Consider the following 23,476-nt stretch of genomic DNA (forward strand, 5'->3'; position numbering starts at 1 on the left):
GCCCCGACGGTGGTGCTGCACGGTTCGGTGGACCCGATGCTGCGGCCGCGCAACGGGCGGGCCGTCGCCGCGGCCATCCCGGGCGCGCGCTTCGTCGTGGTCGACGGCATGGGTCACGACCTTCCCGAACCGGTGTGGCGTCCGATCATCGAGACGCTGCGGGAGAATTTCGCGCGCCGAACGTGAAACCATGGCGAGATTTCGCCAGGCCAAAATTCTCGCCATTGTCCCCCGCGCGAGGTCCGCAGTCACGCCCGTGACCTGCGTGATTCGGTACCGACCTGGGCAATTTGAGACACTGCTGGAATGAGTTCCACCAAACACCGCGAGGTGGCCAGGCTTGACCGGGTGCCTTTGCCGGTCGAAGCGGCCCGGGTAGCCGTGACTGGCTGGCAGGTGACCCGCACCGCCGCCCGCGTGGTCAGCAAGCTCACCGGGAAGGGTGCCTGGCGGCAGAAAGTCATCAAGGAAATCCCGCAGACGTTCGCCGATCTCGGGCCCACCTACGTCAAATTCGGACAAATCATCGCCTCCAGCCCGGGTGCGTTCGGCGAATCGCTTTCCCGCGAATTCCGCGGACTGCTCGACCGAGTGCCACCGGCCGACACCGACGAGGTGCGAAAGCTCTTCGTCGAGGATCTCGGCGACGAGCCGTCCACGCTGTTCGCCAAATTCGAGCCAGAGCCGTTCGCCTCGGCGTCCATCGCGCAGGTGCACTACGCCACCCTGAAGACCGGCGAGGACGTCGTCGTCAAAATTCAGCGGCCCGGCATCCGTCGCCGCGTCGCCGCGGACCTGCAGATCCTGCAGCGTTTCGCCCAGGCCGTCGAGCTGGCCAAGCTGGGCCGCCGGCTTTCCGCCCAGGATGTCGTCGCCGACTTCTCCGACAACCTGGCCGAGGAGCTGAACTTCCGCCTCGAGGCGCAGTCGATGGAGGCCTGGGTCTCCCACCTGCACGCCTCACCCCTGGGCAAGAACATCCGGGTGCCCCACGTGCACTGGGACTTCACCAGCGAGCGGGTGCTGACCATGGAGCGGGTGCACGGCATCCGCATCGACAACGCCGCCGCCATCCGCAAGGCCGGATTCGACGGCACCGAGCTGGTCAAGGCGCTGCTGTTCAGCGTGTTCGAGGGTGGACTGCGCCACGGGCTGTTCCACGGTGACCTGCACGCCGGAAACCTCTACGTCGACGACCAGGGCCGCATCGTGTTCTTCGACTTCGGGATCATGGGCCGCATCGATCCGCGCACCCGCTGGCTGCTGCGCGAGCTGGTGTATGCGCTGCTGGTGAAAAAGGACCACGCCTCGGCGGGCAAGATCGTCGTCCTGATGGGCGCGGTCGGAACCATGAAGCCCGAGGCCCAGGCCGCCAAGGACCTGGAGCGCTTCGCCACCCCGCTGACCATGCAGTCGCTGGGCGACATGTCCTATGCCGACATCGGTAAGCAGCTGTCGGCGCTGGCCGACGCCTATGACGTCAAGCTGCCGCGCGAGCTGGTGCTTATCGGCAAGCAGTTCCTCTACGTCGAGCGGTACATGAAGCTGCTGGCGCCGAAGTGGCAGATGATGTCCGACCCGCAGTTGACCGGATACTTCGCCAATTTCATGGTCGAGGTCAGCCGCGAGCATCAGTCTGACGTCGAGGTCTGATAGTGCAGGTTCGTACCGGCACCGCCCCGTCTGGACAGGTGAAGCTCTACTACGAGGACATGGGCGACGTCGGCGCCCCGCCCGTGCTGCTGATCATGGGCCTGGGCGCCCAGTTGCTGCTCTGGCGGACGGGCTTCTGCGAGAAGCTGGTCGGCGAGGGCTTCCGGGTCATCCGCTACGACAACCGGGACGTGGGCCTGTCCACCAAGACCGACCGTCCCGCCACCGAACAAGGGCTGGCCGGCCGGATAGTGCGCTTCTGGGTCGGCCGCCGCAGCGAGGCGCCGTATGCGCTGGAAGACATGGCCGACGACGCGGCGGCCCTGCTGGACCATCTGGGCATCGACCGCGCCCACGTCGTCGGCGCGTCGATGGGCGGCATGATCGCCCAGGTCTTCGCGGCGCGCTTCGCCCAGCGCACTCGGTCCCTGGCCGTCATCTTCTCCAGCAACAATCGTCCGTTCCTGCCGCCGCCCGCCCCGCGTGCCCTGCTGGCCGTCCTCAAGGGACCGCCGCCCAATTCGCGGCGCGAGGTGATTGTCGATAACGTCGTGCGCGTCACCCACATCACCGGTAGCCCACCCCCCTACCGGCTTCCCGAGGACGAGATTCGTGCCGACGCCGCCGAGAACTACGACCGCAGCTTCTACCCCTGGGGCATCTCCCGGCAGTTCAGCGCGGTGCTGGCCAGCGGCAGCTTGGTGCATTACGACCGGCTCATCACGGCGCCGACAGTGGTGATCCACGGCGCGGCCGACAAGCTGATGCGACCTTCCGGCGGCCGGGCTATCGCCCGGGCTATCAGGGGTGCCCGCTTCGCATTATTCGAAGGCATGGCCCATGACCTGCCCAAACAACTATGGGATAAAGTGATCGGCGAGCTTACGCGCAACTTCGCCGAAGCCGGTTAGACATCCAGCCGGATGGCTTGAAAGTTGAACTTATGAGTACCCTGCACACGTTCACGGGCCGCCGTGGTTTCTTGGAGGTTTTTGTCAAATGGCTGAGCTGAAACCGTATTTCGAAGAGTCGCAGTCGACGTACGACATTTCAGACGAGTTCTTCGGCTTGTTTCTGGACCCCAACATGGTTTACACGTGCGCCTATTACGAGCGCGACGACATGACCCTGGAAGAGGCGCAAACCGCGAAGTTGGATCTGGCGCTGGACAAGCTGAACCTGGAGCCGGGGATGACGTTGCTCGATGTCGGTTGCGGCTGGGGCGGAGCGCTGGTGCGGGCCGTGACGAAGTACGACGTCAACGTCATCGGCCTGACGCTCAGTCGCAATCACTACCAACGCAGCACGGCCAGGCTGGCCGCGATCCCCACCGAACGGCGCGCCGAGGCGCGCCTGCAGGGCTGGGAAGAGTTCCACGAGAAGGTCGACCGGATCGTCACCTTCGAGGCCTTCGATGCGTTCAAAAAGGAGCGTTGGCCACTGTTCTTCGAACGCACCTACGACATCCTTCCCGACGACGGACGAATGCTGCTGCACAGCATATTCACCCATCCGCAGACGTACTGGCGTGACCATGGCATCACCGTGACGATGAGCGATCTGCGGTTCTTTCGCTTTCTCGGCACCGAAATCTTCCCGGGCGGGGGAATGTGTAGCGAAGCCGATATCGTCGACAATTCCGAGGCCGTGGGGTTCACAGTCGAAAAGATTCAGTACCTACAAGAGCATTACGTGCGAACTTTGGACACCTGGGCGGCCAACCTGGAAGCCAACCGCGAACAAGCCATCGCCATCCAGTCCGAAGTGGTTTACGACCGCTATATGCGCTATCTGACCGGCTGCGCGAATCTGTTCCGCAAAGGCATCTCCAACGTCGCCCAATACACCCTGGCGAAGTAGTGTCAGCAGGTTTTTAACCTGGTGTAGCCCACGCGCCGCGCACTCGTGTGCCGTTCCATCGGCTAGCATGACCCGGACGTCCGTCGGGGAGACTGCCGTAGGACCTGCGTTAGGTCCGGAAAGGCATTACACAGAGTTATGGCTGATCAGCTGAAGCCGCACTTCGACGATGTGCAGGCGCACTACGATCTGTCCGACGACTTCTTCCGGCTGTTTCTGGACCCGACCCAGACCTACAGTTGCGCCTACTTCGAGCGCGACGACATGACGCTGGAAGAGGCGCAAATCGCCAAGATCGATCTGGCGCTGGGGAAGCTGGGCCTGCAGCCTGGAATGACGCTGCTCGACGTCGGCTGTGGCTGGGGCGCCACCATGCGCTGGGCGATCGAGAAGTATGACGTCAACGTCGTGGGCCTGACGTTGTCCAAGAACCAGGCCGCGCACGTACAGAAGTCGTTCGACGAACTGGACAGCCCGCGCAGCCGGCGGGTCGTGCTCAACGGCTGGGAGCAGTTTGACGAGCCCGTCGACCGCATCGTGTCCATCGGCGCGTTCGAGCACTTCGGCCATGATCGGTACGACGACTTCTTCGCACTGGCCAACAAAATCCTGCCCTCCGACGGCGTGCTGCTGCTGCACACGATCACCGGTTTGACCGGACCGCAGATCGCCGAGCGAGGCCTGCCGCTGACCTTCGAGATGGCCCGGTTCATTAAGTTCATCGTGACCGAGATCTTCCCGGGCGGCCGCTTGCCGTCGATCGAGAAGGTCGAGGAGCACTCGGCGCGTGCGGGCTTCACGTTGACCCGCCGCCAGTCCCTGCAGCCGCACTACGCCCGGACGCTCGACCTGTGGGCGCAGGCCTTGGAGGCGCACCGGGACGAGGCCATCGAGATCCAGTCCGAGGAAGTCTACGAGCGCTATATGAAGTACCTGACGGGCTGCGCCAATTCATTCCGGGTCGGTTATATCGACGTCAACCAGTTCACCCTCGAGAAGTGAGTCGAGCGCGCTGAGAAACAGCGCCTGACGCGTCCGCAAATCCCAGGGATCGGCCCTGCCACGTGTAGCGTGCGGGGATGGTCACCCGGCCGAGGTGCCCGTCGCCAGGGGAGGGCACATGTCGGACAACATGCCAGGTTCCACGCATACGCAGCAGCACACCGACGACGTGCAGGCACATTACGACCTGTCAGACGAATTCTTCATGCTTTTCCAGGACCCGACGCGCACCTACAGCTGCGCATATTTCGACCGCGACGACATGACTCTGCACGAGGCACAGATCGCCAAGCTTGACTTGACGCTCGACAAGTTGGGGCTCGAGCCCGGCATGACCCTGCTCGACGTCGGCTGCGGCTGGGGTTCGACCATGAAACGGGCCATCGAGAAGTACGACGTCAACGTGGTCGGCGTGACGCTGTCCAAGAACCAGCACGCCTACTGCGAGCGGATGCTCGACCAAGTCGACACGAGCCGATCGCATCGGGTCATGCTCAGTGACTGGGCCGACTTCAGCGACTCGGTCGACCGGATCGTCACCATCGAGGCGCTGGAGCACTTCGGATACGAGCGCTACGACGATTTCTTCAAGTTCGCCTACGCCGCGATGCCCGATAACGGCGTGATGCTGCTGCATGCGATCACCGGGTTACCCGCGAAAGAAATCCTGGACCGCCGCTTGCCGCTGTCGTTCGAGATGGCCCGGTTCATCAAGTTCATCGTCACCGAGATCTTCCCGGGCGGCCGGCTACCGACGATCGAGCGTGTTGTCGAGCATGCGACGAAGGCCGGTTTCCGGGTGGAACGCAACCAGTCGCTGCAATCGGACTTCGCCAGGACACTTGACCTGTGGGCCGCGGCCTTACAGACGCGCAAGGACGAGGCCATCGAAATCCAGTCCGAAGAGGTCTACGCGCGGTACATGCGATATCTCACCGGCTGCGCCAAGGGGTTCCGGGTCGGCTATATCGACTGCAATCAGTTCACGCTGGCGAAGTAGACTTTCCCGGCATACAGGCAACGGCCCGGCCAAAGGCTTCCCGCGTGCGGTTAAGCAGTCAATACGATCCAGGAGAACTACAACGGTTATGGCTGAGGAACCGACGACACAGACCAAGACGCGGACGCGCTCCGAAGACATCCAAGCCCACTATGACGTCTCCGACGATTTCTTCGCCCTGTTCCAGGATCCGTCCCGGACCTACAGTTGCGCCTACTTCGAGCCACCGGACCTCACGCTCGAAGAAGCCCAGTACGCGAAGATCGATCTCAACCTGGACAAGCTGGACCTCAGGCCGGGGATGACGCTGTTGGACATCGGCTGCGGTTGGGGCACCACCATGAGGCGAGCCGTCGAGCGGTTCGACGTCAACGTCGTCGGCCTGACTCTGTCCAAGAATCAGCACGCCCGCAGCCAGCAGGTGCTGGGTTCGGTCGACACCAACCGCTCCTGCCGGGTGCTGCTGCACGGCTGGGAAGATTTCAGCGAGCCCGTCGACCGGATCGTCTCCATCGAGGCCTTCGAGCACTTCGGACACGAGAACTACGACGACTTCTTCAAGCGGTGTTTCGACATCATGCCCGACGACGGCCGCATGACCGTTCAAAGCAGCGTCAGCTACCACCCCTACAACATGGCCGCCCGTGGTAAGAAACTGACCTTCGAGACGGTTCGCTTCATCAAGTTCATCATCACCGAGATCTTTCCCGGTGGACGCCTACCGTCCACCGAGATGATGGTCGAACACGGCGAAAAGGCCGGTTTCGTTGTGCCCGAGCCACTTTCGCTGCAACCGCACTACATCAAGACACTGCGGATCTGGGGCGACACCCTGGAGTCCAACAAGGACCGGGCAATCGATATCACCTCCGAAGAGGTCTACAACCGGTACATGAAGTACCTGCGCGGCTGCGAGCACTACTTCGAGGACGAGATGCTCGACTGCAGCCTGGTGACCTACCTCAAGCCGGGTGCTTTGAACTAGCTCCGGTGAGAACTTCTTCCGCCGCCGGTGTCGGATCGCTGGTGCGTTGTTCGTCGAAACGGTAGAGAGTGGAACACAGGGTTCCGCTCGCTATCGGAGGTGACCACACATGCAGTACCTCGCCTTGTTGATCGGCAAGGAACGCGACCTTACGCCTGACGAACGTGCGGCCGAGATGGCCAAGTACCAGAACTTCCACGCCAAGGCCGCCGCAGCGATCCGTGCCGGAGACGCCTTAACGCCGGCGGCGGCCGCGCTGCGCATCACCGGTGGCCCAGACGCGCCGGTCGTCACCGACGGCCCATTTACCGAGGGTGCCGAAGTGGCCGGGGGCTATTACGTGTTCGAAGCCGAAAATCTCGACGAGGCGCTGGCCCTGGCCCGCGACATCCCGGCCGCCCAAAACGGTGCGATCGAAGTCCGGCCGACGTATCACGCGTTCGATCCCGATTGGCCGCGCGGCGGCGAGTGGCTGGCGTTGCTGCTCGAGCCACAGGCATCCGCAAACACACCAGGCACGCCGGAGTGGGAGGCGGAAGCGGCGCGGCACGGTGAATTCGCCGCTTCCGCAGGCGATCACATTGTCGGCGGCGCCGCATTGCAGGCATCGACGACGGCAACGACGGTGCGGGTACGCGACGCCCGGGTTCTGCTGACCGACGGGCCGTTCGCGGAAGGCGCCGAGGTCGCCACCGGCTTCTACCTGCTGTCCGCCGCCGACCGTGACGAGGCGGCCAAACTGGCCGCGATGATCCCCGCCTCGGCCGTTGAGCTGCGCCGGTTGGCGGGAGTCTCCGGCCTGTAGGACATGACCAACCTGGACGGCGTCTTCCGCCGGGAATGGGGACCCGCCGTTGCCGCGCTCGCGCGCTGGTCCGGCGACCTCACCGTCGCCGAGGACGCCGTCCAGGAAGCCTGCGCCGAAGCGCTTCGCACCTGGCCCCGCGACGGTGTGCCGGATACTCCCGGCGGGTGGCTGGTGACCGTCGCCCGCAACCGGGCCCGCGATCGACTACGCCGCGAATCCGCCCGTCCCGGAAAGGAATTGGCGGCCTTGAGAAGCAACGCGGACCACATACGGGCCCGCACCGATCACACCGATCCGCACCCGGTTCGCGACGACGAACTGCGGATGATGTTCACTTGTGCGCACCCGGCCTTGGACAGGCAGTCGCAACTGGCGCTGACACTGCGACTGGTGACCGGATTGACCGTCGCCGAGATAGCCCGTGCGCTCCTGCAGACCGAGGCGGCTGTCGCCCAGCGAATCACGCGCGCCAAGAACAAGATTCGGCATGCCAATATCCCGCTGCGGGTGCCGCCTGCCGAGCTGCTACCCGAGCGCACGCCGCATGTACTCAGTTGCGTCTATTCCGTATTCACCGAGGTCTATTGGTCGACCGGGGGACCGTCGGCGATACGCGACGAACTGTGCGACGAAGGCGTCCGACTGGCCGGCGAACTGTGCACGCTGATGCCGCGCGAAGCGGAAGCACACGCCCTGGCAGCCCTGGTGCTGCTGCATGATTCGCGACGGGCAACGCGGGTCGACGACTCCGGGACATTGGTCTCGCTCGAGGACCAGGACCGCGGCCGGTGGGACCGCGGCCGCATCGTCCGCGGCCTGGATCGGCTGCGTCGGGCCGAAGGATCGACCGGCCCATATCTGCCCCAGGCGGTGATCGCCGCGCTGCACGCGACGGCGCCGTCTTGGGAGCAGACCGATTGGACCGCCATCTGCGCGGCCTACGACAGGTTGCTGCAGATCACCGAATCGCCCGTGGTGCTGGCCAACCGGGCGCTGGCGGTCGGTCTCCGCGATGGGCCCGACGCTGGCCTGACGGCACTTGAGCAGGTTGCCCACGATCCGCGGCTGGCGCACTCGAATCTGGTCGCCTCGATTCACGCCGATCTACTGCGTCGAGCGGGACGGCCCGCCGAAGCCCTCAGGTGGTACCGAGTCGCGTTGGAGTCCAACGGATCCGAGCCGGGCCGCGACTTCCTGCGGCGCCGCGTCGCCGAGTGCGGCGGGTAGCCAATCTGCCGAGCAGACGCAAAAGCACCCGACACGCCGAGCAAATAGGAGCTTTTGCGTCTGCTCGCGCGGGGGACTAGCCCTTCGCGAAGTTGCGGGTGACGGACGGGTCGACCGGGATGCCCGGCCCTGTCGTCGTCGACACCGTGATCTTCTTCAGGTAACGCCCCTTCGACGACGACGGCTTGAGCCGCAGCACCTCGTCGAGTGCGGCGCCGTAGTTCTCCGCCAGGTTCTTCTCGTCGAACGACGCTTTGCCGATGACAAAGTGCAGGTTAGCCTGCTTGTCCACGCGGAAGTTGATCTTGCCGCCCTTGATGTCGGCCACGGCCTTGGCGACGTCGGGGGTGACGGTGCCGGTCTTGGGGTTCGGCATCAGGCCACGCGGACCCAGCACGCGCGCGATACGACCGACCTTGGCCATCTGATCCGGGGTCGCAATCGCCGCGTCGAATTCCAGCCAGCCACCCTGGATCTTCTCGATCAGGTCGTCAGTGCCGACCACGTCGGCCCCGGCGGCCTGGGCCTGCTCGGCCTTCTCGCCGACGGCGAACACCGCGACCCGAGCGGTCTTGCCGGTGCCGTGCGGCAGGTTGACCGTGCCGCGGACCATCTGGTCCGCCTTGCGCGGGTCAACACCGAGCCGGATCGCCACCTCGACGGTCGCGTCCTGCTTGCTCGACGACGTCTCCTTGGCGAGCTTGGCAGCCTGCAGCGGGGTATAGAGGTTGCCACGGTCGATCTTCTCGGCGGCGGCGCGGTATACCTTGCTGGTTTTGCTCATTGTTCGTCCAATCTGTGTTGGGTCGTGGTTGGTTTGTCGGGCCGTAGCTGGCCCTCCCACGGGGTGGAGTTATTCGACGGTGATGCCCATCGACCGGGCGGTCCCGGCGATGATCTTGGCTGCGGCGTCGACGTCGTTGGCGTTCAGATCGGCCTTCTTGGTCTCGGCGATCTCGCGAACTTGATCCCAGCTGACCTTTGCGACCTTGGTCTTGTGCGGTTCGGCCGAGCCCTTGCCCACGCCGGCGGCCTTGAGCAGCAGCCTGGCGGCGGGCGGTGTCTTCAGCGCGAACGTGAAGCTGCGGTCCTCGTAGACCGTGATCTCCACCGGGATGACGTTGCCGCGCTGATTCTCCGTGGCGGCGTTGTACGCCTTGCAGAACTCCATGATGTTGACGCCGTGCTGGCCGAGCGCGGGGCCGACGGGCGGGGCGGGGTTGGCCTGCCCGGCCTGAATCTGCAGCTTGATCAGCCCGACGACTTTCTTCTTCTTCGGGGCCATGAGATGTCGATGTTCCTTCCTGGATTTGGCCTAGTTTGCTTGCCCGACCGGACTAGATTTTGGAGACCTGGCCAAAGGTCAACTCCACCGGTGTTTCCCGACCGAAGATCGACACCAGCACCTTGAGCTTCTGCTGTTCGGCGTTGACCTCGTTGATGGTGGCCGGCAATGTCGCGAACGGTCCGTCCATGACCGTCACCGATTCGCCCACTTCGTAGTCGACCTCGATAACGGGACGCTCCAGCCCACCCGTGTCGGCAGCCGCGGCGGTGCTGGCCGCGCCCTTCGCCGCCTTCTTTGCCGATCCCGGCGGCAGCAGGAACTTGACCACGTCGTCGAGCGCCAGCGACGAGGGTCGCGACGTCGCGCCCACGAAACCGGTGACGCCCGGGGTGTTGCGCACCGCGGCCCACGAATCGTCGGTCAGATCCATCCGCACCAGGATGTAGCCGGGCAACACCTTGCGGTTGACCTGCTTGCGCTGGCCGTTCTTGATCTCGGTGACCTCCTCGGTGGGTACCTCCACCTGAAAGATGTAGTCGCCGACGTCGAGGTTTTGCACCCGGGTCTCGAGGTTGGCCTTGACCTTGTTCTCGTATCCCGCGTAGGAGTGGATGACGTACCAGTCGCCGGGCTTGCTACGCAGCTCCGCTTTGAGCGCTGCGGCCGGGTCGACCTCCTCAAGCGGGGCTTCGGTGCCGACTCCGGGTTCTTGCACGTCGACCGCCGCCTCACCCGCGGACGCGTCACCGTCGAAGGTAGTCACGGTTTTCAGTCCTCTCTATCAACACTCAAGCCTTAGCCGAACACCAACATCACCAGCTTGGTCAGGCCGTAATCGGCTAGACCCACCAGCGCCACCATGAAGGCCAGAAACGCCAGCACTACCGAGGTGTAGGTGATCATCTGTCTACGGTTCGGCCAGATCACCTTCCGCATCTCGGCAACGACCTGCTTCAGGTAGTTGTAGACGAATACGATCGGGTTGGCGGATCCGGCGCCCGGTTTCTTCTTGGCCTTCTTGCCTCGGCCCGCCTTGGCCTTGGCCGCCTTCGAGCCGGCCTTCTTGGCTTTGGAGGTCTTCGAGTCGCCCTTGGCATCTGCGTCCTCGGCTGACGACTCCTTGTCATCAGCCGACGGCTCAGCGTCCTCGCTGTCCACCAGTTTCTGCCTGGACCGCTTGCCGGTGGGCCGCTGCGGCCGCGATGCAGCTTTGGTCACCAGGGCCGTCCGGCCGCCGCTCCCGCGGCTGTCGTCCTGGGTGTCGCCGCCGTCGCTTGCGGCGTCGTTGGCAGCGTCGCCCTCGTCGCTCACCGCATGCTCCTTTGTTCGCTAGCTATCCCGCGAGCCGTGCCGGTCCGATCGGGCTCGATCGGGCGCTTTTCCCAGTGTCCACCATGGCACGTGTTCGCCTTCTGCAGGGGCGACAGGACTTGAACCTGCAACCTGCGGTTTTGGAGACCGCTGCTCTGCCAGTTGAGCTACGCCCCTTCGCCGTTGGCAGGCCAGCCCAAACGAGCCAAGCCGACCTCCTGCGCCGGGGCTTACATGACACGCGCGCCCCCCGCCGTTTCGATCCACGGAAAGCGCGCTGATGTTGGGAAACCCCGAGGTCCGAGTGTACTAGATCCTACATACGCGCAGGAACCAGTACTAATTACGCGGTTCTGACGACCTGACCTGATTCCTTGTCCCATCTCAGGTTGGCGGACCCGTCGCTGTACTGGCCCATCAGGGTGGTGTAGGCCTCCAACACCAGCTCGCCCTCGTCGTTGGTGCAGACGTTCTTGGTGACGACGATGTCGGCACCGAACCGCTCATCCACCGACTGGATGTCCATCCGGGCCCACAATTTGTCTCCAGCCAACACCGGCTTGAAGAACACGAACCGCTGATCGACCTGGACGATCAGCATCCTCTCCATCCCGACGTCGACATGCTGGAAGAAGTCCACCTGGACGTATTTGGCCAAAATCGAGACGAAGGTCAGCGGCGCGACGATCGCGGCGTGACCGAGTTCGGCGGCGTCCCGCTCGTTGAAGAAAGCCGGGTGGTCACACTTGACGGCACGGGCAAATTCGCGCAGCTGTTCACGGCCCACGGCGAAGTAATCCGGATACCGCCAGATCATTCCGCGGATATCGGTCTTGAGTGCCACGGGCTACGCCAAATTCGCCGACGCAATGGCCCGACCGAACACCTTCTTGCCGCCGCTGGTGGCGGTGAGAGCGATGGTCACCGACTTGCTCTGCGGGTCGACCGACTTCACCCGGCCGCTGAACACCAGCTCGGCACCCTTGCCGTCGTTGGGCACCGGTACCACCGCGGTGAAGCGCACGTTGTATTCGGTGACCGCGCCCGGATCGCCGACCCAAGAGGTGACGTAACCGCCGCCGAGCCCCATCGTCAACATGCCGTGGGCGATCGCGGTGTCCAGCCCAATGACCTTGGCGATCTCGTCATCCCAGTGGATCGGGTTCAAGTCACCCGATACCCCCGCGTAGTTCACCAGGTCCTGTCGGGTCAGCGGGTAGGTCTTTTCCGGTAGTTGATCGCCCACCTGCACCGAACTGAACTCACGCAGCGCCATCAGAAAATCCCTCTTCTCCATCCTCGCCGGCACGGCCCGCCAGGGTCGTGTAGGTCTCCTGGACAGTCTCCCCCGCTTCGTTCGAGACGACGTTCTTGGTCACGATGATCTGCGTGCCGTGCGCCTCACGCACAGAATCCACGTAGACGTCGCAGTAGAGCTTGTCGCCGGCCACGATCGGCTTCTCGAATTTGAGCACCTGGTCGACCTGGACGATCTGCTGGTCCGCGACCGCGATGTTCGCGTGCTTGAAAAACGCCGACTGCGCCTTGTAGCCGAACACGCAGATGAACGTCAACGGAGCCAGCAACCCCTTGTAACCGAGTTCGGCGGCCGCGGCCTCCTGGAAGAACGCGGCGTCGCTGTTCTGCACGGCCTCCGCATACTCGCGAATCTTTTCTCGCTCGACCTCGTAATAGTCCGGGTAGCGGTAGTGCATCCCGGTGATCTCTGTGCTCAACCCCACGGCTGTAGAACCTACCTAGCTTTTTGGATCAGTCTCAAGATATGTGCGCGGCGCTAGCGTGTTTCGCGGTGCGCCTGGTGCTTGCCGCAGTTGGGGCAGAATTTTTTCAGCTCCAGGCGGTCCGGGTCGTTGCGGCGGTTCTTTTTGGTGATGTAGTTACGGTGCTTGCACACCTCGCATGCCAATGTGATCTTCGGCCGCACATCGGTACTGGAAGCCATTTCTCTTCTCTCTCAACTCTCTGCAAATCTTCTCTCAGGTCACAGTGCTGTGCTGTAGCGATGGCCGGACTCGAACCGGCGACCTAACGATTATGAGTCGTTCGCTCTAACCGACTGAGCTACATCGCCTCGGGTACGCCAGCCTGCTCGGCGTCCGCCGAGCCCCCTAACGGAATCGAACCGTTGACCTTTTCCTTACCATGGAAACGCTCTACCGACTGAGCTAAGGGGGCCGTTCACCCGTAGCGACCAGTCGTCCCGCGGGCCTAAAAGAGGGTACAACCTGGCACGCAACGTAACCAAACTACAGGTGACCGAGGCGATCAGGGCTCAACCGGCGTCGCGGTTTCGGTGCGGTTCCCACGCGCTGAGATCGCTGAACTCGTCGTATTCCTCTTCCGGCTGCTTGTCGGAATCGTCCGCCTCGCTAAGCAGGGCATTCAGAGCAAGATGGACCGCTTCTCGCGCGTCGGCAAGGTGGAATCGCCGAATGGCTTCCTGAACCAGGTCATCGTCTACCTCGATCTCGACCCGCTTGCGCATGGAGCAACCATACCCATCGCACTTGACGGCTGAAACTTACGAATACCCAGATCACCTCGGTCGTCCGGCGCGGAATGCAGCGGTTCGAACGACCGGCGACGGCCCGCGAAACGGACCGCCAAATTACGAAGCCCACTGCTCGGGTCCTAGTCTGGTGACGTGTCAGATTCCGACCGGCTGTATTTCCGTCAGCTGCTCTCCGGTCGCGATTTCGCGTCCGGCGACATGTTCGCGGTGCAAATGCGCAACTTTGCCTACCTGATCGGCGACCGCCAGACCGGCGACTGCATGGTGGTCGACCCGGCATACGCCGCGGGGGATCTCCTTGACGCGCTTGAGGGCGACGGGATGCACCTGTCCGGAGTGCTGGTGACGCATCATCACCCCGACCATGTCGGCGGATCGATGATGGGTTTTCAGCTCAAGGGATTGGCCGAGTTGCTGGAGCGCGCACCCGTGCCGGTGCACGTGAATACCCATGAGGCGCAGTGGGTTTCGCGCGTCACCGGAATCGGAATGGCCGACCTGACCGCCCATGAGAACCACGACAAGCTCGACATCGGCGACATCGAAATCGAGCTGCTGCACACGCCCGGTCATACGCCGGGCAGCCAGTGCTTCCTCTTGGACGACCGGCTGGTGGCCGGCGACACTTTGTTCCTGGAAGGTTGTGGGCGCACCGATTTTCCGGGCGGCGACTCCGACGAGATGTACCGCAGCCTGCAGCAGCTTGCGCGGCTTCCAGGCGACCCGACGGTGTTTCCCGGTCACTGGTATTCGGCCGACCCCAGCGCATCGTTGTCGGAGGTCAAGCGATCCAACTATGTGTATCGCGCTGCCGACCTCAATCAATGGCGGATGTTGATGGGCGGCTGAGCTTGGGGTCACGATTCTCTGCTGGCAGCAATGCGCCGTCGGACAAGCACTACTATCAAATCATTGAAAAACAATTGAAAAACTAATGAAAAGAAGAATTCGGTCCAACAGCACTGTGATATAAGCGGAGGATGGATTCCATGGGGTGGGTCCAGGGCGGCTGGGATGGGTTCACCGAGGTCGAGTCCAGTACCTGGTTGGCGTGGGCCGCGTGGGCGTCAATCGCGCTCGGCGTCGTCGCACTGATCTTCACGTACCGCCAACTCGAGCGGAACCGTGCGCTGGCCGCCGAAAACACGCGGCCCCAGGTTGCGATGTATATGGAACCGCACGTCTCGGACTGGCATGTGATCGAGCTGGTGGTCAGGAACTTCGGGCAGACCGCGGCCTACGACATCGAGTTCTCGTTCGAGAATCCGCCGACCGTGGCCGAATACGAGAATGCCTCCGACGGTTACGCGGACGTCGTCGAACTGCAGCTCCCCCGCGAGCTGCCAACGCTGGCGCCCGGGCAGGAGTGGCGGATGGTGTGGGATTCGGCGCTGGACCGTGCCGAAATCGGGCAGGGCGTCGAATCCCGCTTCACCGGGGCCGTGACCTACTTCGATCGCCCCGAAAAGCCGCGCGGCTGGCGGTTCTGGGAGCGTCCCCGGCGTCCCCTGGAGACCAAAGTGGTGCTGGACTGGGATGCCCTGCCCCCCGTTCAGCGCATCGAGTTGATGACCACCCACGACCTGGCCAAGCGGGAAAAGCAGAAGTTGGAGCTGCTGCGCAGCCTGTTGACCTACTTCCACTACGTGAGCAAGGAAACGCGCCCCGAGGTGTTCCGCGGCGAGATCGAACGGATGAATCGCGCCGTGGCGGAAACTCAGGACAGATGGCGCACGCGCCAGCTCGAAGAGCCCACCGACGTCAGCCTGCGCTGGGGTGACGGGGAAGCCGAACTGGGCAAGCATCGCAGCCAGCGCGTCTGACGCGCCCGGCCCAGGGGTCTAACTTCGTACGTGCCGGAATCCTCCGTCGCCGATCTGCTTCAATCAACCCATGACCGGTCCAGTCACCTACCGCCACAACGACTCCATCGCATTCATCCGGATGGACGACGGCAAAGTCAACGCGCTGGGCCCGGCGATGCAACAGGCCATCAACGACGCGATCGACAACGCCGACCGGGACAACGTCGGGGCGCTGGTACTCAGCGGGAACGAGCGCGTGTTCAGCGGCGGCTTCGACCTGAAGATCCTGACCTCCGGCGAGGTCCAGCCCGCGATCGACATGCTCCGCGGCGGCTTCGAGTTGGCCTATCGGCTGCTGTCCTACCCCAAGCCGGTGGTGATCGCCTGCACGGGACCGGCCATTGCCATGGGCGCGTTTCTGTTGTCCTCCGCCGACCACCGGGTGGCCGCGCACGCGTACAACATTCAGGCCAACGAGGTCGCGATCGGCATGACGATTCCCTACGCGGCGATGGAGATCATGAAGCTGCGGCTGACCCGGTCGGCCTACCAGCAGGCCACCGGGCTGGCGAAGACGTTCTTCGGTGAAACCGCCCTTGCCGCGGGCTTTGTCGACGAGATCGTGTTGCCCGAGATGGTGCTCAGCCGCTGCGAGGAAGCCGCGCGGGAATTCGCCGGGCTCAACCAGCAGGCTCATGCCGCGACCAAGCTGCGTGCCCGCGCCGACGCGCTGAAGGCGATACGCGCGGGGATCGACGGGATCGAGGCCGAGTTCGGTCTGTGAACCGTTGGGTGATGCGGTTGCCGCAGCAACCGCATCACCCATTTCCTCCTCCGGTGCCTCCTCCGTTTCGGATTCTATTGGCACCGGCGGATCCGTTGGCGGTATTCGACCCGGGAGATGCTTCGAAGTCGAGAAAGTTGATGGCTGGCTCAGACCCAGCGGTTCAGCCCGGTTTCGTCGCGGTGACCAGGCGCGTGGAACACCACGGGCCGCCGTACCACATGCGCCATCCGAGGTTGCGGCGTCGCACATCTCGCCAGCCCAGCTCGCGCAGCCGGGCCGCGTGCTGACGGGTCTCCCACAAGTCGGCGATGGCGAGTCGACCGCCCCGCCGCAGCACGCGCACCGCCTCGTCCAGCGCCTGCCGTCGACCAGCATGCGACGCAATGTTGTGAATGGCCAGGTTGCTGACGATCACGTCGACGCTCTCGTCGTCCAACGGCAGCGAGGTCATGTCGGCGGTGTGCAGCTCGACGCGATCGGCGACGTTCTCCAGAACAGCGTTGGCCAGCGTGGCCTGTTCGGAGTTGTCGGTTTGGTCGGCCTGCCACAGATCGACGCCGATCGCATGGCCCCGCGGCAGCCGCTTGGCTGCGGCGAGCAACACCGCGCCTCGACCGCACCCGAGGTCGAGCAAGGTCTCGTCGCCGCGCAGCCTCAGGTCGTCGAGGACCCGCTCCCACACCCGGAACTTCCCCGATCGCGTCGCGTAGATATAAGACGCCGCGGTCGCCAGTAGCTCGACTGCCGACACCCCCGCCACCGCTGCCGCCAGCCGGTGTCCCCGGCTCAGGCTGGCACCGGCCAGCGTGAACAGGCCGGCCGAACCTGCCGCGACCGTCGCAACCTGCGCCCTGGCCGAAACGGTGTGAAAGGAGCCGTCGTAGCCGTAGTCGCCGTTGCGTTCGCGCGCTGCCAGAGCTGCCTCCGTCATGCGATTACCACCGTCCGCGATGCACGACCTCGGCGAACGGCCGCCTATTCGGTTTGCGGATCGGAGTGAGCGGCCGATCCGCGGGATAGCCGATACCGAGCATGAAGGCGACCACGTGGTCATCGGGAACGTCCAGGATCGCGCGTGCCTTCTCCTGGTCGCCGACGGACGAATGACCGGTGCCGATCCCCAGGTCGGTGGCCGCGATCATCATCGCCATGGTGGCCTGGCCGACGTCGTATTGGTCGACCACCAGCCGGCGGTCGTCCGGGGGCACCGGGACGACCAGCACGATCGCGGCGGTAGCCGACGCGATATGGCCGGCGCCGCGCCAGACCGTCGAAAGTTCCTGCAGCTGAGCCTGATTCGTGACAATGACGAAGTCCCATGGCTGACGGTTCTTCGCGGACGGCGCCCGCCACCCGGCTTCGGCGATGCGGTTCAAATCGGCTTCCGAAACCGGATCTGTCGTGTACTGCCGGACATTGCGCCGGGCACAGATCGCGTCCCAAGCTTCCATCTCGTCTCTCTCCCGTGTGCCGGATGCTCGTCAACCCGAGCCTACTGATCGGCGCGCGATGCCCTGCTCACGTCGGTTGCCGCTCCGTCCGTCACACCACCATGCAGATGAGTGCGTCACCTCGTCGGTGTGACGGTCTATGGTGGCGCCCGATGGCGCTTCATCTGCACCGTGCCGAGCGCACCGATCTGCTTGCCGATGGGCTCGGCGCGCTGTTGGCCGACCCGCCGCCCGACCCGTTCGCCGAGGAGCTGGTGCTGGTCCCGGCGCGCGGTGTGGAGCGGTGGTTGAGCCAGCGGCTTTCGCATGTGCTGGGCTGTGGGCCCGGCGGCCGGGACGGCGTCTGCGCGAGCGTGTCATTCCGGAGTCCGCGATCGTTGATCGCCGAGCTCACCGGCACGGTGGACGACGACCCGTGGTCGCCGGAGACGATGGCCTGGCCACTGCTGGAGATCATCGACTGCTCACTGGACGAGCCGTGGTGTCGGACACTGGCAAAACATTTGGGCCACTTTGACATTGGGGCCGAGGCGGATTTGCGCCGGGGACGGCGATATTCGGTGGCCCGCCGCCTGGCCGGGATGTTCGCCTCCTACGCGCGACAACGCCCCCGGCTGCTGGCCGACTGGCTGGACGGCGATCCGGGCGACCTTGATACCGACCTGTCCTGGCAACCGGAGTTGTGGCGAGCACTGGTCGGGATCGTGGCCGCCGATCCCCCGCATGTCCGCCACGCGAAGACCATCGCCCGCCTGCGGGAGGGTCCGGCCGACCTGCCCTCCCGACTGTCGCTGTTCGGCCACACCCGGTTGGCCATCACCGACGTCGAGTTGCTCGGCGCGGCAGCCACCCACCACGACCTGCACCTGTGGCTGCCGCACCCCAGCGACGCACTGTGGCGCGCCCTCGCCGGGCTGCGCGGCGTGGTACCGCGGCGCGAGGACACCAGCCACCGAGAGGTCAAAAATCCCCTGCTGGCAACCCTGGGTCGGGACCTCCGCGAGCTGCAACGCAGCCTTCCCACTCCCGCGACCGACGACGCGTTGCGAGGCGCCGATCGACCCGACACTCTGCTCGGCTGGTTGCAATCTGACCTGGCCGCCAACGCGGTTCGGTCACAAGGCCGCACGCTGGCGGTCGATGACCGGTCGGTACAGGTGCACAGTTGTCACGGTCCGGCGCGGCAGGTCGATGTGTTGCGCGAGGTGTTGCTGGGCTTGCTGGCGGACGACGCCACGCTAGAGCCCCGCGACATCCTGGTGATGTGCCCCGACATCGAAACGTATGCACCATTGATCGTCGCGGACTTCGGCCTGGGCGACGTCGTGCGCGGCGCACATCCTGCGCATCGGCTTCGGGTGCGGCTCGCCGATCGATCACTGCTGCAAACCAATTCACTCCTCGGCGTGGCATCGCAACTGCTTGCCCTGGCCGGCAGCAGGGTCACCGCCAGCGAGGTGCTCAACCTCGCCCAAGCCGCGCCGGTGCGCGCCCGCTTCGCTTTCGACGACGACGATCTGGAGAACATCACCCGTTGGGTCCGGCAGTCGAACATCCGCTGGGGTTTCGACCGGGAACACCGCGTGCCCTTCGGCGTCGACTTCGTCCACAACACTTGGCAATTCGGGATCGATCGCGTATTGGCCGGTGTTGCGATGTCGGAGGTATCCCACTCCTGGATCGACTCAACGCTGCCCCTCGACGACGTCGGCAGCAACCGGGTCGAACTGGCCGGCCAATTCGCCGAATACGTCGACCGGTTGCGCCGAGTCGTGGATTCGCTCACCGGAACCCGGTCGCTGCGGCAGTGGTTGGCCGCACTGACCGACGGCATCGAAGCCTTGACCCGCGTCGACGACGGAGACTCGTCGCAAGACGCGTGGCAGACCAGTCAGCTACAGCGCGAATTCGCCGGGATACTCCACACCGCGGGCTCGCGGACCGAAACTCTGCTGCGCCTACCGGATATCCGCGCGCTACTGCAACGGCAGCTCGCGGGGCGGCCCACTCGTGCCAACTTCCGCACTGGCACACTGACGGTCTGCACGATGGTACCGATGCGATCGGTCCCGCACCGGGTGGTCTGCCTGGTCGGGCTCGACGACGGCGTGTTTCCGCGGATCGGTGTCGTCGACGGCGACGACGCGCTGGCGCGGCGGCCGCAGACCGGTGAGCGCGACACCCGTTCTGAGGACAGGCAACTGCTACTCGACGCCATCTGTGCGGCCACCGACAATCTGGTCATCACCTACACCGGCGCAAACGAATACTCCGGGCAACGCCGACCTCCCGCCGTGCCGCTGGCCGAACTGCTCGACACCCTCGACGTAACGACGCCGGAAAAGGTGCGCTCTCGCGTCGTCGTCGAACATCCCTTGCAGCCGTTCGACGTTCGCAACGTCGAACGCGGAAGGCTAGTGCCGGGCGTGCCCTTCAGCTTCGATCCGACGGTGCTGCGGGCGGCTCGCACCGCCGCCGGCGAACGCGCCGAGCAGCCGAAGTTCATCTGCGAACCACTGCCGCCGCATGAGCCGGACGACGTACTCCTCGCCGACTTGGCCGCCTTCTTCAAGGATCCGGTCAAGGGATTCTTCAGAGCGCTCGAGTACACGCTGCCATGGGACGTCGACGGCGTCGAAGATGCAATGCCGGTGGACATCAACGCACTCGAGGAGTGGACGGTCGGCGATCGGATGCTGGGCGACATGCTGGCCGGCATGGAACCGGACGCGGCGCGACATGCGGAATGGCGTCGTGGCACATTGCCTCCCGGCCAGCTGGGCTGGCGCAAGGTAACCGAGATCCGCGATCAGGCCGCGGTGTTGGCGGAGGCGGCGCTGCGACACCGCAGGGCCCCCAAGATCGAGGCCGCGGCGTATGACGTCGATATCGACCTCGGCTCACGGCGGTTGACCGGCACGGTGTCAGAGGTGTTCGGCGAGCGTCTGGTGTCGCTGACGTACTCCAGGCTGGACGGCAAGCACCTACTCGAATCGTGGATTCCGTTGTTGGCGTTGCACGCTCACGACCCGGACCGCGACTGGTCGGCCGTTTGCATCGGCCGGCAGAAGAAAGGCACCGCTGCACGGCAGGAGGGGCTCGGACGCCCGCAGGACAAAGCGGTCGATGTGCTCCGGGATCTGGTGGCGATCTACGACACCGGACGACGAGAGCCGATTCCGTTGCCCATCAAGACTTCCTACGCCTGGGCGGTCGCCCGGCACTGCGGCGACGACCCGGTACAAGCGGCATTGTTCCGGTGGAAGTCGAAAGAGCGATACCCCGCCGAAGACCAAGCGCCCGCGCACGAGCGCGCCTGGGGCAAAAACGCACGACTGACCGACCTGATGCAGCCAGTCCGGCCCGGCGAGGAGTATGACGGCGAGGACAACCGTCTAGGTGCCTACGCCGCGCGGCTCTGGCTGCCCATGCTGCGCGCCGAGAGGACCGTCGGCTGATGCAACCCTTCGATCTCGTGGGACGCTTGCCGGCGGAGCGCTCGACCACCGTGCTGGAAGCCAGCGCCGGAACCGGCAAAACGTTCACGTTGGCCGCTCTGGTGACCCGCTACGTGGCCGAGGGCCACGCGACGCTCGACCAGATGCTGCTCATCACCTTCGGGCGGGCGGCCAGCCAAGAGCTTCGGGAACGCGTCCGCTGCCAAATTGTTGATGCACTAAGGGCTTTCGACGATCTCGCGAACGCCGGCGACACCCAATTGACGGCCTACCTGATTGACGGCACCGCCGCCGACCGTGACGGCAGAAAGCAACGTCTGCGCGACGCGCTGGCCGGATTCGACTCGGCGACGATCGCAACGACGCACCAGTTCTGCCAGCTGGTGCTGAGATCGCTGGGCGTGGCCGGCGACACCGACGCGGGTGTGACGCTGGTCGAGGACCTCGACGAGTTGGTCGCCGAAATCGTCGACGATCTCTACCTGGCCCGCTTCGGTAGTGAGCGCGACGATCCCGCACTTGGCTACCCCGATGCCCTGCGAATCGCCCGCACTGTCGTCAACAACCCGTCGACCATGCTGCGCCCGCGCGACCCGCAACCCGGATCGCAGGCTGCCGTGCGGGTTAACTTCGCGGAAGACGTTCTCGCCGAGCTGGAGACACGCAAGCGACGGCGGGGCGTCCTGGGTTATGACGACCTGCTCAGCCGACTGGCCGACGCGCTCGACAGCGACGACTCTCCTGCCCGGCTGCGGATGCATCAGCGCTGGCCCATCGTCATGGTCGACGAGTTTCAAGACACCGATACGGTGCAGTGGCAGGTGATAGACCGCGCATTCAGCGGGCGCTCCACCCTGATCCTCATCGGCGATCCGAAGCAGGCGATCTATGCGTTCCGCGGCGGCGACATCGTCACCTACCTTCATGCGGCCCAGACGGCGGGCGACAAACGGACGCTGGCCACCAACTGGCGCAGCGACAGCGCACTCGTCGATCGGCTGCAGGCCGTCCTGCTCGGCGCCGAACTCGGTGACCCCGCGATCGTGGTCCGCAAGGTCGATGCCCATCACCGTGGCCACCGGCTGGCAGGTGCACCGCACAACGATCCGTTGCGGCTGCGCGTGGTACGCCGAACGACATTCGGCCGCAGCGGCATTCAGAACCTGAGCATCGCTGATCTGCGGGAGCACATCGGGCGGGACCTCGCCGCCGACATCGGGAACCTGCTGGCCAGCGGCGCAACGTTCGACGGCAAGCCGCTGCAGCCCGGTGACATCGCGGTGATCGTCGAGAAGCACACGGACGCGCGAGCGTGTCACGGCGCGCTGACCGAGGCGGGCGTCCACGCCGTCTACACGGGCGACTCGGACGTCTTCAGATCGGAGGCCGCCGATGACTGGCTGTCACTATTGGAGGCATTCGATCAGACCCATCGCCCCGGCGTCGTGCGCGCCGCAGCAGCGACCATGTTCTTCGGCGCGACCGCGAAAGACCTTGCCGCAGGCGGTGATGCGCTGACCGATCGGGTCGCCGAGACCTTGCGGGAGTGGGCGGGCTACGCGCGCGAGCGCGGGGTGGCCGCCATCTTCGAGGCCGCGCAGTTGAATGGCATGAGCGACCGCGTGCTGTCGTGGCAAGACGGAGAGCGGCACATGACCGACCTCGCGCACGTGACCCAGCTTCTGCAGGACACCGCGCACCGCGAGCGGTTCACGCTGCCGGCGCTGCGTGACTGGCTGCGCGGCCAGCGCGAAGAACGAGGCGGGGCAACAGAACGCAATCGGCGCATCGACAGCGATGCCGCCGCCGTTCAGATCATGACGGTGTGGGTGAGCAAGGGGCTGCAATACCCCGTGGTGTATCTGCCGTTCGCGTTCAATCGCAATGTCCAGCAACGCGATCTGGTGCTGTTCCACGATGACGGCGTGCGTTGCCTGCACATCGGCGGCAAGGACAGCCCCGATTTCACGACCGTCGAAAAGCTGGGCGCCACGGAGGCCGCGAACGACGACGGCCGATTGACCTACGTTGCGATGACCCGGGCCCAGTCGCAGGTGGTGGCCTGGTGGTCACCGGCTTTCGACGAGCCCAATGGTGGTCTGTCGCGGCTGTTACGGGGTCGGCGACCGGGCGAGTCTGTGGTGCCCGACCGGTGTACGCCCGCGAAGATCAGCGATGACGAAGCTTGGTCGCGGTTTCGCGAATGGGAGGCCGCCGGCGGACCGGTTCTGGAGGAGTCGGTGATCGCGCCGACTCGACGCGTCCCGGGCCCAGGGACACCGCCTGACCTCGACAACCGGCACTTTCA

25 protein-coding genes and 3 tRNA genes are annotated in these 23,476 nt (G+C 64.8%); 14 read left to right on the forward strand and 14 right to left on the reverse strand.

The features are described from left to right. From JO236_RS21245 to JO236_RS21285, 9 genes are all read left to right on the forward strand, one after another. The coding region (locus tag JO236_RS21245; RefSeq protein ID WP_323802186.1) for an alpha/beta fold hydrolase at positions 1-186 on the forward strand (186 nt) is incomplete at its 5' end. Between the two features lie 120 nt (positions 187-306). Further along, a complete protein-coding gene (locus JO236_RS21250) occupies positions 307-1,653 on the forward strand; it encodes an ABC1 kinase family protein (RefSeq protein ID WP_293335223.1) in 1,347 nt (448 codons plus the stop codon). A gap of 2 nt (positions 1,654-1,655) precedes the next feature. Next, positions 1,656-2,564 (forward strand): alpha/beta fold hydrolase, encoded by a 909-nt coding sequence (locus JO236_RS21255; protein WP_293335226.1) that lies wholly within the window; start codon positions 1,656-1,658, stop codon positions 2,562-2,564. A gap of 88 nt (positions 2,565-2,652) precedes the next feature. Continuing rightward, positions 2,653-3,513 carry a cyclopropane mycolic acid synthase family methyltransferase gene (locus JO236_RS21260; protein WP_293335229.1) on the forward strand — a complete coding sequence of 287 codons (861 nt, stop codon included), beginning with the start codon at positions 2,653-2,655 and terminating at the stop codon, positions 3,511-3,513. Positions 3,514-3,651: 138 nt separating this feature from the next. Then, positions 3,652-4,515, forward strand: a complete 864-nt coding sequence (mmaA2, locus tag JO236_RS21265; RefSeq protein ID WP_293335232.1) for a cyclopropane mycolic acid synthase MmaA2 — start codon at positions 3,652-3,654, stop codon at positions 4,513-4,515. Positions 4,516-4,633: 118 nt separating this feature from the next. Further along, on the forward strand, positions 4,634-5,515 hold the full coding sequence (locus JO236_RS21270) for a cyclopropane mycolic acid synthase family methyltransferase (protein WP_293335235.1): 882 nt from the start codon (positions 4,634-4,636) through the stop codon (positions 5,513-5,515). Positions 5,516-5,603: 88 nt separating this feature from the next. Next, positions 5,604-6,500: a hydroxymycolate synthase MmaA4 gene (gene mmaA4 / locus JO236_RS21275; RefSeq protein WP_293335238.1), complete on the forward strand. Its 897-nt coding sequence runs from the start codon at positions 5,604-5,606 to the stop codon at positions 6,498-6,500. Positions 6,501-6,609: 109 nt separating this feature from the next. Then, entirely contained in the window at positions 6,610-7,305 is a 696-nt protein-coding gene (locus tag JO236_RS21280) for a YciI family protein (RefSeq protein ID WP_293335241.1), read from the forward strand. A gap of 3 nt (positions 7,306-7,308) precedes the next feature. Further along, positions 7,309-8,535 (forward strand): RNA polymerase sigma factor, encoded by a 1,227-nt coding sequence (locus JO236_RS21285; protein WP_293335244.1) that lies wholly within the window; start codon positions 7,309-7,311, stop codon positions 8,533-8,535. A gap of 76 nt (positions 8,536-8,611) precedes the next feature. Here JO236_RS21285 and rplA read toward each other — a convergent pair whose 3' ends face one another. The 12 genes from rplA to JO236_RS21345 form a co-directional block, all read right to left on the reverse strand. Then, positions 8,612-9,319, reverse strand: a complete 708-nt coding sequence (gene rplA, locus JO236_RS21290; RefSeq protein WP_293335247.1) for a 50S ribosomal protein L1 — start codon at positions 9,317-9,319, stop codon at positions 8,612-8,614. Positions 9,320-9,388: 69 nt separating this feature from the next. Further along, positions 9,389-9,820, reverse strand: a complete 432-nt coding sequence (rplK, locus tag JO236_RS21295) for a 50S ribosomal protein L11 (RefSeq protein ID WP_293335250.1) — start codon at positions 9,818-9,820, stop codon at positions 9,389-9,391. Positions 9,821-9,872: 52 nt separating this feature from the next. Next, on the reverse strand, positions 9,873-10,586 hold the full coding sequence (gene nusG / locus JO236_RS21300; protein WP_293335253.1) for a transcription termination/antitermination protein NusG: 714 nt from the start codon (positions 10,584-10,586) through the stop codon (positions 9,873-9,875). A 32-nt stretch (positions 10,587-10,618) separates the two neighbouring features. Next, positions 10,619-11,134 (reverse strand): preprotein translocase subunit SecE, encoded by a 516-nt coding sequence (gene secE, locus JO236_RS21305; protein ID WP_293335256.1) that lies wholly within the window; start codon positions 11,132-11,134, stop codon positions 10,619-10,621. A 104-nt stretch (positions 11,135-11,238) separates the two neighbouring features. After that, positions 11,239-11,311, reverse strand: a tRNA-Trp gene (locus tag JO236_RS21310). 166 nt (positions 11,312-11,477) lie between these two features. Beyond that, positions 11,478-11,978 carry a (3R)-hydroxyacyl-ACP dehydratase subunit HadC gene (gene hadC, locus JO236_RS21315; protein ID WP_293335259.1) on the reverse strand — a complete coding sequence of 167 codons (501 nt, stop codon included), beginning with the start codon at positions 11,976-11,978 and terminating at the stop codon, positions 11,478-11,480. Positions 11,979-11,981: 3 nt separating this feature from the next. Beyond that, positions 11,982-12,410: a (3R)-hydroxyacyl-ACP dehydratase subunit HadB gene (hadB, locus tag JO236_RS21320; protein ID WP_293335262.1), complete on the reverse strand. Its 429-nt coding sequence runs from the start codon at positions 12,408-12,410 to the stop codon at positions 11,982-11,984. After that, on the reverse strand, positions 12,397-12,876 hold the full coding sequence (hadA, locus tag JO236_RS21325; protein WP_293335265.1) for a (3R)-hydroxyacyl-ACP dehydratase subunit HadA: 480 nt from the start codon (positions 12,874-12,876) through the stop codon (positions 12,397-12,399). Before hadA ends, hadB begins: the two co-directional genes overlap by 14 nt. A gap of 53 nt (positions 12,877-12,929) precedes the next feature. Next, a complete protein-coding gene (gene rpmG, locus JO236_RS21330; RefSeq protein ID WP_003898538.1) occupies positions 12,930-13,097 on the reverse strand; it encodes a 50S ribosomal protein L33 in 168 nt (55 codons plus the stop codon). 55 nt (positions 13,098-13,152) lie between these two features. After that, positions 13,153-13,226 (reverse strand) — tRNA-Met (locus JO236_RS21335). 31 nt (positions 13,227-13,257) lie between these two features. Then, positions 13,258-13,330: transfer RNA gene (locus tag JO236_RS21340), tRNA-Thr, on the reverse strand. A 97-nt stretch (positions 13,331-13,427) separates the two neighbouring features. After that, positions 13,428-13,640, reverse strand: a complete 213-nt coding sequence (locus JO236_RS21345; RefSeq protein ID WP_293335268.1) for a type II toxin-antitoxin system VapB family antitoxin — start codon at positions 13,638-13,640, stop codon at positions 13,428-13,430. 159 nt (positions 13,641-13,799) lie between these two features. Here JO236_RS21345 and JO236_RS21350 point away from each other — a divergent pair, with 159 nt between their 5' ends. The 3 genes from JO236_RS21350 (at position 13,800) to JO236_RS21360 (ending at position 16,256) form a co-directional block, all read left to right on the forward strand. Then, a complete protein-coding gene (locus JO236_RS21350) occupies positions 13,800-14,516 on the forward strand; it encodes an MBL fold metallo-hydrolase (RefSeq protein ID WP_293335271.1) in 717 nt (238 codons plus the stop codon). A gap of 131 nt (positions 14,517-14,647) precedes the next feature. After that, a complete protein-coding gene (locus tag JO236_RS21355; protein ID WP_293335274.1) occupies positions 14,648-15,490 on the forward strand; it encodes a hypothetical protein in 843 nt (280 codons plus the stop codon). Between the two features lie 70 nt (positions 15,491-15,560). Beyond that, entirely contained in the window at positions 15,561-16,256 is a 696-nt protein-coding gene (locus JO236_RS21360; RefSeq protein ID WP_293335277.1) for a crotonase/enoyl-CoA hydratase family protein, read from the forward strand. A gap of 163 nt (positions 16,257-16,419) precedes the next feature. Here the strand turns inward: JO236_RS21360 and JO236_RS21365 are convergent, their stop codons facing one another. Both JO236_RS21365 and JO236_RS21370 read right to left on the reverse strand, forming a co-directional pair. Next, complete coding sequence (locus JO236_RS21365; RefSeq protein WP_293335280.1) at positions 16,420-17,190, reverse strand: class I SAM-dependent methyltransferase; 771 nt, start codon at positions 17,188-17,190, stop codon at positions 16,420-16,422. A gap of 4 nt (positions 17,191-17,194) precedes the next feature. Beyond that, positions 17,195-17,710, reverse strand: a complete 516-nt coding sequence (locus tag JO236_RS21370) for a nitroreductase family protein (RefSeq protein ID WP_293335283.1) — start codon at positions 17,708-17,710, stop codon at positions 17,195-17,197. A 152-nt stretch (positions 17,711-17,862) separates the two neighbouring features. On the opposite strand from JO236_RS21370, the gene recC reads away from it, so the two are divergent. Next, on the forward strand, positions 17,863-21,168 hold the full coding sequence (gene recC, locus JO236_RS21375) for an exodeoxyribonuclease V subunit gamma (RefSeq protein ID WP_293335286.1): 3,306 nt from the start codon (positions 17,863-17,865) through the stop codon (positions 21,166-21,168). Beyond that, positions 21,168-23,476: UvrD-helicase domain-containing protein (locus JO236_RS21380; protein WP_293335289.1), on the forward strand; the 2,309-nt coding region annotated here is incomplete at its 3' end. The genes recC and JO236_RS21380, both read left to right, overlap by 1 nt.

Source organism: Mycobacterium sp., from assembly GCF_019247635.1.
Taxonomy (GTDB): Bacteria; Actinomycetota; Actinomycetes; order Mycobacteriales; family Mycobacteriaceae; genus Mycobacterium.